10 protein-coding genes and 1 riboswitch are annotated in these 10,511 nt (G+C 41.6%); of the genes, 1 reads left to right on the top strand and 9 read right to left on the bottom strand.

Annotated features, from left to right (window positions below; genetic code table 11):
- Positions 1-3 precede the first annotated feature (3 nt).
- The 6 genes from NWQ57_RS16250 to ccoG all read right to left on the bottom strand — a co-directional run bounded on the left by NWQ57_RS16250 (position 4) and on the right by ccoG (position 7,601).
- Positions 4-627 carry a thiol:disulfide interchange protein DsbA/DsbL gene (locus tag NWQ57_RS16250; RefSeq protein ID WP_306023214.1) on the bottom strand — a complete coding sequence of 208 codons (624 nt, stop codon included), beginning with the start codon at positions 625-627 and terminating at the stop codon, positions 4-6.
- A gap of 217 nt (positions 628-844) precedes the next feature.
- Positions 845-1,966, bottom strand: coding sequence for a topoisomerase IV (locus NWQ57_RS16245; RefSeq protein ID WP_306023213.1), 1,122 nt, complete (start codon positions 1,964-1,966; stop codon positions 845-847).
- Between the two features lie 15 nt (positions 1,967-1,981).
- The gene (locus NWQ57_RS16240; RefSeq protein WP_306023212.1) at positions 1,982-2,410 is read right to left on the bottom strand and encodes a phosphate ABC transporter substrate-binding protein; all 429 of its coding nucleotides are present in this window, start codon (positions 2,408-2,410) and stop codon (positions 1,982-1,984) included.
- A 536-nt stretch (positions 2,411-2,946) separates the two neighbouring features.
- On the bottom strand, positions 2,947-4,932 hold the full coding sequence (locus NWQ57_RS16235) for a TonB-dependent siderophore receptor (RefSeq protein ID WP_306023211.1): 1,986 nt from the start codon (positions 4,930-4,932) through the stop codon (positions 2,947-2,949).
- Positions 4,896-5,136: riboswitch (cobalamin riboswitch) on the bottom strand. Its footprint overlaps the gene before it by 37 nt.
- A 30-nt stretch (positions 5,137-5,166) precedes the next feature.
- Complete coding sequence (locus NWQ57_RS16230; RefSeq protein WP_306023210.1) at positions 5,167-6,141, bottom strand: serine/threonine protein kinase; 975 nt, start codon at positions 6,139-6,141, stop codon at positions 5,167-5,169.
- A 20-nt stretch (positions 6,142-6,161) separates the two neighbouring features.
- A complete protein-coding gene (gene ccoG, locus NWQ57_RS16225) occupies positions 6,162-7,601 on the bottom strand; it encodes a cytochrome c oxidase accessory protein CcoG (protein ID WP_306023209.1) in 1,440 nt (479 codons plus the stop codon).
- A 242-nt stretch (positions 7,602-7,843) separates the two neighbouring features.
- Between ccoG and NWQ57_RS16220 the strand changes: the two genes are divergently transcribed.
- Entirely contained in the window at positions 7,844-8,203 is a 360-nt protein-coding gene (locus NWQ57_RS16220) for a hypothetical protein (protein ID WP_306023208.1), read from the top strand.
- Here NWQ57_RS16220 and NWQ57_RS16215 read toward each other — a convergent pair.
- The 3 genes from NWQ57_RS16215 to NWQ57_RS16205 are packed head-to-tail and all read right to left on the bottom strand — an operon-like array spanning position 8,200 to position 10,501.
- A complete protein-coding gene (locus NWQ57_RS16215; protein ID WP_306023207.1) occupies positions 8,200-9,435 on the bottom strand; it encodes an ATP-binding protein in 1,236 nt (411 codons plus the stop codon). The two genes, NWQ57_RS16220 and NWQ57_RS16215, sit on opposite strands and share 4 nt — an antisense overlap.
- A 5-nt stretch (positions 9,436-9,440) precedes the next feature.
- A complete protein-coding gene (locus NWQ57_RS16210) occupies positions 9,441-10,142 on the bottom strand; it encodes a response regulator (RefSeq protein ID WP_306023206.1) in 702 nt (233 codons plus the stop codon).
- Positions 10,142-10,501 carry a DUF3019 domain-containing protein gene (locus NWQ57_RS16205; protein ID WP_306023215.1) on the bottom strand — a complete coding sequence of 120 codons (360 nt, stop codon included), beginning with the start codon at positions 10,499-10,501 and terminating at the stop codon, positions 10,142-10,144. The genes NWQ57_RS16210 and NWQ57_RS16205 overlap by 1 nt, the downstream gene beginning before the upstream one ends.
- Between the last annotated feature and the right edge of the window lie 10 nt (positions 10,502-10,511).

Raw genomic sequence — 10,511 nt, 5'->3', positions numbered from 1 at the left:
GTATTATTTTTGCTTTGTCAACCAGACAACCAAATCAACAAAATCTTCTTCTTTCATACCTGCGGCAAATTTCGCTTGGTATTTACCGTTAACAATAAAGTTAGGAACACCGCTTAAGTGCTTACGGTACTGATCTACCGTTTTGTTGTTTTTTTGCAGCATGCTATTTACGCCAAAGCTAGCGCTTAATTTTGTAAACTCGGCGGGTTCAACTCCATTTACGGCAAATACGTTTTGAAGGTCTTTACTGCCCGCAACAGTGGAGCGCTGAACATGAATATAATTGAAGATTGCCTTATTCATTGCTTCTTCTTGTTTAAGAGCACGGGCAACCATTAATGCACGAGTAGCATCATCTTGGATCGCTTCAGTTGTAAAGCGCATAAAATTGACATGAACCTTGGTAAATGTCGTGTCACTGTCTAATTTTGCTTTAATGCTTTTTACGAGTGGCTCAAACTGAAAGCAGTGTGGACACCAGTAAGAAAAGAACTCAAGCACCTCTGGTTTAGCAGTAGCCTCGTCACTAATGACTGTGTAGTGAGTGCCTTCTTTCCATGTCTCTTGTGCACAGGCTTGTAAAGGAATTAAAACAGCGATGAGTAAACTTAGTAAGATTTTCTTCATTTTCAATATTATCTCTTAAGGCTAATGTAAAGGTAAAACTTGGACTAATATGGGAGGTTACCATAGCTAGTATAAAATACCGATAGTCTGTTTTAGACAAGATTGTAAATGAGTGTTAAATGTATTGTGTTGGCACTTGAAATAAAAGAAGGTCGTACTAAGTACGACCTTCTTAAACTGACAAGCTGTTAGCTCATTTTATATCAAGCATTTTCGACTAGAAAACGTAGTTAATCGCAAAGCGTAATAACGTAGCATCTAAAGAGTCATTTAAATCATCAGAATACTTACTTAAGTCTGCTTTTAATGCAACGTTAGTGTCAACATCATAACGAACGCCGGCAGTGATAACACTGTACTCGTTCATCACAGCTTGTTGTAAACCAACAGTTATGGCTGTTGCGGTAGGTCTAAGCGCCTCTGGAGCAGCAGCAACACGGTCTAAGAACTTATACTGATCGTCTTCTTTAAACTTTTCATAGGTAATTGAAGGCGTAAACTTGCCTGAGCGCATACCCGCAGTAACATAGAATGCGGTGGCTTTGGGGCTGAACGAGTCTTTATTTTCCGTTATGGTAATTTCTGCGCTGGCAAAATAATCGAAGGTGTCAACTTCAGTTCCAAAACCAAAGAAAGTACCAGTGTTGTTGTCAAGGGCAAGGTCGTCAGCTAATTCAGGCAAACCTAAGCTAGTTAATGTGCCAAGTGTACCATCGATGTCAGTACGGCTATAAGTAGACTTGTTAGTGCCGTAAACCCCACGCATTTTAAACCACTCGTAAGTTGCTTCAGCAGAGAAAAGCAATAAGTTTTTACCAGACAAATCACCACCTAGAAAGTCTGAGTTGTAAGTGCCCGCTACTGCTTGTAGATTGTATTCCCAATCACCTGAGTAGGTGCTGTAATCAAACTTAACACCATCAACGTTACTAAAACCTACATCATAAACAGAACGAGGCGCAGATACCCAGTGATAAGAATAGCCTACATCAGATGATGCAGAATAGCGGAACAGTGGTAAACGAATGCGACCAGCAGAAATAGCCAATTTGTCAGTTGCTTGATACGTCATATATGCCCATTCAAACTCTGGACTATAATCGTCGGAACCACGAGCGACCATTTGTGCCGTTGCTGTCATTTTACTATTAATGTCGCCACTTACTTGGATAGCGAATAAACTCTCATCGGTAAAGGAAATGCTGTCATCGTAACCGTAAACAACGTCATCAGAGCTGGTAATACCGCCAATTAAATTGGCAAAGCCGTTTATGCGAACTTCAGCTTGTGCTGACAAACTAGCAAGTGTCAGTACACTTAATGCGATTAATTTTTTCATTTTTTATCTTCCTAATTAGTTCAGTGAAATGGCTTTAACAGCACCAGTAACCGATGCACTATCAACATAACCAACGGCATCTTGATTGCCTGATACAATGGCAATCACTTCCGCATCGTTGTTAACCTCTTTAGGGGGAATTCCTTTACCAGTGAAAACTAATTTCGACCAATAAGCCGCTACTTGGGTAGAGCTTCTGCCTAGGGTGTCGGTATCGAACGATGCGCGACTAGCTGATTCTGGTACCTGATTAATTGGTAGCGCTTCTTTGCCATTTGAAAACTTATTTTCTTTTCCTAAAAAAATCCTTTGAGCGGTTTTAGCATCAATAGAGGCATCGTTCGAAGGATGAACAATCAGAACGACTTCTGCATTGCTATAAAACGAGATTGAGCACCCAATAACAGCGCTAATCAGTGTGGTAGTTAAGGTTTTTTTTAACATGGTGGTTACCCTTATATGTGTTTAAAAAAGAACATCACTTTTGTTATTTCAGAAGTCTGAAACACATTAAAAATAATGCGTTATTTTTAATGTGTTCTAGCTCGTCTCTGTTAATAAAGTTTGTCAGGTGAGTTCGAGGGCGCGAATTATGCCGTATTAGGTGCCCGGTGTCTGGCTTAATGGGTATGTGTATGTATACCTAGTTATTGATCTGTATCCTGTATGTTTTTTATTCATTTCGCTTTTTCCTATCTATTGGAAGGCAAATACTCGCTGACTATTGCCGATTTAATGAACATTTCTCTTCATCAAAAACGTACACGTTTCCTGCAATTTTTTTGGTTCCATTGTTCGCTTTTAATGTGACTAAACCTGTGTATCCACATGACTACGAACGTAAAAAAGAGATTAGACTAAAATCAATTTATAGCTAAAACGAACTTAAGCCCCCGAATTATAGACAATTTTCAGAAAGAGCAAGGTTGAAATGAAAATATCTTGCAAGGGGAGGGGGTTCCCCTTGCGAATAAGAAAGATTACAGAGTAATGGCAGCACCGACGTAAAAAGTGCGGCCAGCAGTGTTAAATCCAACAACATCTTGGTAGTGGCGATCAAATAGGTTTTCTGCGCGAAGTGTAAACTGAATGAGCTCGTTAAATTTATAGCGAGAAGTGAAGTTAACTAAGTGGTAATCGTCAAGTCTTACTCCACCAATATCCACCAGATCTCTTACCACTTTAAGTGTTACATTAAGTGTCAACATATCGTCTAGTAACGCGGTTTGCACACCTACATTAGCTTGGTGCTTGGGACGTCTAATACGCTCCTCATCTGCATTGGTTTGTGTGTGGTTATAGGTATAATTTGACCACAGTGTTATGTCACGGAAAAGCGTTTGACTTAATTCAAATTCGATACCTTTAGAATTGCTAGATAGACTATTTTGTAGATAACCGGTGTAGGCCAAACTATCAAAATAGATTTCGTTAGCAATGGATTGATTAAAGTAAACCAAAGACATTTTCTGTGAATGATTATTGTAATCTATGCCAATATCAAAGCCTTTACTGGTCTCTTCTTTAAGTTGCAAGCCCGCCGCATCTCCATAGGCATAGTCTCCATCATTGTAGGCTTGCTCGTATAAACTGGGGGCGCGAAAACCTGTGCCGTAAGACGATTTAAGCTTAATTAGCTCTTGTGCATTTAATGGCAGTAAATAAGCCGCACTTATACGATAGCTATGGTGGCTACCAAAAGTCTCATTGTCGTCATGACGTACGCCCGCGGTCATAAAAAATTGGTCGTGCCAAGAGGCTTGGTACTCGGCGAAGAGCCCCGTTTGTTCTCTTTGCTCCCCAGAGCTGACCAATTTCTGTGATTCATTATCAGCACCCCAAATGATTTTTTGCTCAGCTAAGTTGATATACCCCCTGTATTCAACCTTATTGATCTCGCCTTCGCTGGCAAAACTAAACTGGTCTTGACTAAAATATTGACGTTCGACATCGGTTTTTGCATAGCCTAACTGGTGATGCATATTCTTATGTTCATATTGCAATGATAATCGAGCCGTTTGATTTTCGCTTTCGGTTCGGCAAGCGTTAACGGGGGCAAAAGTGGTATTGTCAAAGCAGCCATCATATTCATTTTCAGCATCGACATTACGCAAGACAACATTTAGTAAAAGTGACTCGTTTATCTGTAGGCCTGTATTCAAATGTAAGCTTGTGTTTTGATACCCGTCTTTGTCGCCAGTTTCATCTGCTGTTTGGGCATTGAACCCATCGGTTTCAAATTGCGCCGCGGCTACATAAATGTGTCCTGTTTTATTGGCATAGCCAATATCTGCACTTAATAGAGAGCTTGAGTAACTGCCAATTTGTGTGTTTACCGATCCTGTTAAACCCATCTCGCTTTGTTTGGTGGTAATGCTCACCACCCCACCGGCATCAGCCCCATACATCAAGCCTTGCGGACCCCTAAGAATTTCAACTCTATCGATAAATGTTGTCAACATATCGTCGAAGATAGGCGTGACTTGCGGGGCCGTAGGATCGCTTAGCTCCACGCCATCGATATAGACTTTGGTTCTAAAGCCATCTTCACCACGAACACGCAAGGTGGTGTTTTTGCCGATACCACCAGAATTTGACACGCCGACTCCCACTTCGTGACGCATAACATCGGCTAAGGATATATTCCCTCGCGCTTCAATATCTTCTTTTTCAATCACACTTACACTGGTTGCGAGTTCTCGCATCGACAAGGGGATTTTGCTAGAAACGACAGTTATTGTTTCAAGTTCAGCGTTGGATAAGGAAGGACTAAGCGTATTGGCAAGTACAGAAGGGGTAAAAATCACGCTGCTACAAAATAAGCTGATGCAACACGAACTATTGCGGTAATTCATTGATTTCATTAATTTTAGGCCTAATTGATGCACTCCGCCCGAGTACATAAAATACAAACTAAACAAGCTATGCTGGTTTAGCACCAGATTAAGGCCGGTATCCGGGCTCATAAGTGACCAAACAATGTTGGACTGCTTTACAACCTTCCCATTCGATCGAACAGTGGTATGCCTGCAAAACATTTCTTATTTACCGTTGCGGGGGCAGCGTAGGCTTTACATCTTAGTACCTTAAGATATTCACCAACTTCCCGTTTAACCTGATAGTAGAAACTGGGTTAGTACTATCGAGGCACCTTAAACGCGGCGCAGTATATTGAAAAGACAAGTAAATAGAAAGTGCAGTTAAAACAAAGTAAGGGGGGCTTCTTGTAAGGCAGACATTTGCTCTTTTAAAGAGAGAATTTGTTGCTCCCAATATTTGCCATCGGCAAACCAAGGAAAAGCTTGCGGAAAAGCGGGGTCTTGCCAGCGTTTGTTTAACCATGCCATGTAATGCACCATGCGCATGGCTCTTAAAGGTTCGATCAATTTGAGTTGTTCGTTGTCAAATTCAGCAAACTCTTCATAGGCATTTATTAAGGTATCTAATTGCAGCATTTGTTGATGTCGGTCACCGGACAACATCATCCAAAGATCTTGGATAGCAGGACCACTGCGACAATCGTCTAAATCAACAAAGGTCGGGCCATCACGCCATAATATATTACCGGGGTGGCAATCACCATGCAGTCGGATATTGTCAGTCTTGTTAGCGCGGTAGAGCTGCAAAGTCTTGTTGACTACAGGCTCTAGGATGGCAAAGAATGAGGTGTGCAAGTAGTCAGGTATGAGCTCACTTTTTTTCAAGTGCTCCAAAGGCTCAAGCAAGTGTTCTTCAACTGAAAATTTTGGGCGATGTACGAAAGTTGCACTTTTTGCTACGGCATGAATTCGCCCAATAAAGCGGCCCATCCACTCAAGTTGGTCAAGGTTGTCCACTTCAAACTGCCTACCTCCCACAGAGGGGAAGAGAGCGAAGTAGTACCCTTGGTATTGATGCAAGGTATTATTCTGATAGATGATTGGGGCGACTACTGGAATTTCGTGGCTCGCCAATTCGAGGCTAAAGTCATGTTCTTCTTTGATTTGTAGCTCAGTCCAACGCATCGGCCGATAGAACTTCACTACATAGCGTAAACGGTCTTCAGCGATAAATTGATACACTCTGTTTTCATAAGAGTTAAGTGCGAGTAAGCCAGACTCCACTCGGATACCTAACGACTCAATCGCGTCTAAAATAAGGTCAGGCCCTAAGCCAGAAAAATCAAATTTTGTCATTTGCCTGGCTCCACCAAGTATTAATTGTCAGGGTATAAGAAGTTACTTGGCTCTTGTACTTTAACGTCAATTAAAGGGTCATTGATCACTTCAACTTTGACCTCGAATTCAGTCACATCTTGCTCTATTTTATAAGGGTCGATGGCTAAGCTTATAGGCCAAGTCAGCACTTCGCCGCCATCTACCACAACGGTATTTTCACCAATAAATTTAGCGCCCTCTAAGCCCACTATGCTAATTAGATAAGTTTGCTTTTGTTGTGACTTGTTGAGAATTTTTAAGGTATAAACGTTTTCAATCAAGCCATCGTTGGTTTCACGGTACAAGGAGTTTCGATCGCGAATAATATCCACTTCTAAGGGCACGCGAGTCATGATTTCAAACACTAATAACCCAGACATTAAAACAAGCACTAGTGCATAACCGACTAATTTGGGCCTAATAATTTTAGTTGTTCCGCCCGCTAATTCGGTTTCAGAGGTGAAACTGATTAAGCCTTTGGGATAATTCATTTTCTCCATCACGCCGTTACAGGCATCGACACACGCCCCACAATTGATGCATTCGTATTGTAAACCGTTACGAATATCAATGCCGGTGGGGCAAACCTGAACACATAGGTTGCAATCGATGCAATCACCTAAGCCTTTCTCTTGATTCGCTTCTCTTGTCGTTTTGCGACTGCGCGGACCTCGCTGTTCACCGCGTGTTGCATCATAGGCAACAGTGAAAGTATCTTTGTCAAACATAGCTGATTGAAAACGCGCATAAGGACAAATATGGGTGCACATTATTTCGCGCATCCAACCTGCATTGCCATAGGTGCAAAAGGTAAAAAACAGCACAAAGCCCACCGTCCATGCAGAGCTAGAAAAGGTAAAAAATTCAATAAACAATTGGTCGATAGGGGTGAAATAACCGACAAATAAAAGAGAGGTAAGTAGAGCAACCGCTACCCATGAAAGATGTTTTAAGGCCTTTCGCCAAAATTTATCAAAATTCATGGCTCGCTCATCTAATTTGATCCGCTGATGTCGAGAGCCTTCAATTAACTCTTCAAACCAAATATAAATAAACGTCCACGTGGTTTGCGGGCACATAAAGCCGCACCATACTCTGCCTGCAAAGGTCGTGATAAAAAACAGTGCAAAAGCGGCAACAATAAAAATCCAAGCAAGCAGAGTTAAATCTTGTGGCCATAAAGTTAAGCCAAAAATATTAAATCGTTGACTACCAATATCTAACAAGATGGCCTGATGCCCGTCATATTGGATCCAAGGAAGAATGGCAAATACACTTAAGAAAATAAGCCCAAAGAAACGGCGAAAGTTTTCCAGAGTACCTGATACAGCACGGACATAAATGCGGCTACGAGGAGTGTAGTGGTTATCATGTTGACTGGAGTCGGGTTTGTGAACTTTAACGGGAGAAATCACTTTAACTGGGATTCGTTCACTCATGTGGTGTCCTTGCTAGAAAATGCTGCAAAATCTAAAAACGATTCAGTATATCATTTACTCGTCATCGCTGCTGCTGTTGTGTGTCTTATTGTTTGATTTCTATCAACAAATCATGCTCTAACTTCCCAGCTAAATTTAGCACAAGAGTTTATCCCCAGTTATGGCAGCACATAACTAATGTTAGTACTCTATTCACTCAACTTCATTTACTCTAGTAATAGGTAAACCAATCAATAAGTGTTATGACGCGTTTTTTTATAATCTCCTTTGAAATATTGGCTCTTGTTGCACTGTTGCGCTCGCCGTTTATGCATTATTGGTTTGACGATGTGCAGAGCAAAGTGGCGGATTGGATGTTAGATATATCGTTGATGGCCGAAAGAAATGAATTATCAATCTTTCGACAAGCCATTATTTCACATACAAATAATTTAACTGAATCTCAATTAGCCTATTTAGAAACCATCACCGCTAACAAAATGTCAGTCAGCCATTTTGATAGCCTTTATTGTCAAGCCAATGATAAAAACCCATATTTTTATGGGGCTAATTTACGTTATCTTTGTAGTGAAATAGCCAGCAGTCAAATAGTGGCCAATTAATTTCTGGTTATCTTCATCGGGAAGTACAAGGTAAATTGAGCGCCACCCAACGCACTTTTACTAACGGAGCATGTACCTTGATGCCACTGCATGACCCGTTTGACAATAGCAAGACCTAAACCCGCGCCTCCTTGAACCCGATCGCGGGCCTCATCAGGACGAAAAAAAGGCTCAAAAATCTTCTCAGCTAACTTGTCACTTACCCCCATGCCATCGTCTTCCACCAATAGCATAAGGTTATTTTCATTAGTTTTTATCGTGACCACAATACACTGTGTCGCGTAACGGGCAGCATTAAGTAAGAGGTTTTCTATTGCCCTTTCAATAAAGTGTCCGTCACCGATTATTTGCTCATCATTACCCTCAACGCTAACCGACAGGTGGGCTAAGTGACTCGTGTTTAATCTATCGACTACATTTAGGCAGATTGCCTTAAGAGGAATTTCGCAAAAGTGTAAGTTCGGCATGTGCGCCTCTCCTGCCGAAAAATCCAACATCTCTTGGACAAGTTTCTCAAGTTCAAGCACATCCATACGCATATTAGCGAGTAACTGGTCTTGGTTTTCATCTAACATGCCTAAAGCAAATTTTAAGCGCGCTAATGGCGTTCGAAACTCATGAGCGACCCCACCCGACAGCTCTCGTTGGCTTTGTATCAATGCTGAAATTTGGTCGCGCATACTGTTTAAGGCAATTGCAACGGGGGCGACTAAAGACGAACTACTGATATGATTTTTGCTGATGTTACCATCGGGTAATACCGTCGTGACACTTTTTTTCAAGGCCTCCAAATCGCGCCAAAGCGGCCAAATCCAAAGGGCAACCAGCCCGCCTAATGCAATAAAAAATATTGTGCGGTATAAGAAAAAGCTTGTTCTGTCTGGCGCTGCATCATTAAGCGATAATTCTAGTAAGCGGCCTGATTCGAGTAAGAGATAAATTTGTTCGCCTAACAGTGGGTCAAAAACACTCACCGCTTCACCACTATCTAATTGATGTTGGTTGTCGGGGGGCCATGCAATATCACTGTTATCTAACAAGCGATAAGCAATATTGGTGTGCTGCAGTAAGCTCTGTATATCAATATTTTGTTTGTTTGCTGCAGCTAAAAGTTGATGCAAGTGTGAACGCGCCGGTGTTGCAGGTGGGGTAAAAAAGCTATCTAAGCCAGCACTGAGACCAAGTAGAGCCAAGGTAATGAATACATAAAGACTAATAAACAATTTAGCCATTTATGTTATTCGTCCCAGGCTTCAGCGACAAAAAAGAAGCCTTTGCCCCAAATCGTTTTAATACGGTAAGGGTGCAAAGGATTATCTTCTAGTTTCTTGCGTAGGCGTGAAATTCTGACGTCGGCAGAGCGATCTAAACCGTCGTATTCTCGACCAATTAATTCATCATATAACACACTGCGTTCGACAAGCGTTGAGGCGTTTTCTGCAAGTTTCCATAACATATCAAATTCGTGGCTAGTCAATTGTACATTGCGTCCTTTGAGCAAGGCGCAGCGAGCATTTTTATCAATAACCAATTGGCCAAACACTAATTTTTGCACTGGCAAAGAAGGAGAGCTTAGGTGCCGAGCTCGGCGCAACAAGGCATTAATCCTTGCCAGGAGTACTCGTGGTTCAACAGGTTTGACAATATAATCATCCGCGCCTATTTCAAGCCCCAGTACTTGGTCGAAATCATCGCCCTTGGCGGTCATAAATAATAATGGCCCGTTATAAAAGGGACGTATTTGCCGACACAAAGTGAAGCCGTTTTCACCAGGTAACATAACGTCCAATAATACGATGTCGGGTTTTGTCTGTTTTACGTGGCTGAGTAAAGTGTCGCCGTTGGAAAGGTGCTTAACCTCAAAGCCTTGCTGGCTTAAATAACTCACAATTAATTCGCTAAGTCTTTGATCATCCTCTACCAATAATACATAGGCCATTAAAAAATACTCCAAGGACTGCGAAGTCTGCGTCGTTGTTTTTGTCGTTGAGACTTAATAAACAAGGTAGTCGTCAACAGTGTGGTTTGTTTTGTATCAAGTAAAGTGAGTTGCTCACTTTGCTCTAATTTTACGGTGAGCTCGAGAGGAAATTCAGTAATCGAGTAGCAGCCTAAATTGCGTGAATCCAGGCTCAAACAGTATTGTTCTGCAGTCATATTTTCCAGTGCAATGAATAAGGTAAACACACAAGATACCTCTGGCAAGGCACTGATACAGGTCGTTGGTTTGACGTGCCAATTAGGCGACTTGGCGCTGACTCGGTAACTACATAGTAAACAACAAAACAGACACAGCACAGCTAGCTTC

This window comes from Paraglaciecola sp., from assembly GCF_030730205.1.
Taxonomy (GTDB): domain Bacteria; phylum Pseudomonadota; class Gammaproteobacteria; order Enterobacterales; family Alteromonadaceae; genus Paraglaciecola.
The sequence above is the reverse complement of the archived record's forward strand: the minus strand, read 5'-3'. Positions and strand labels throughout refer to the sequence as shown.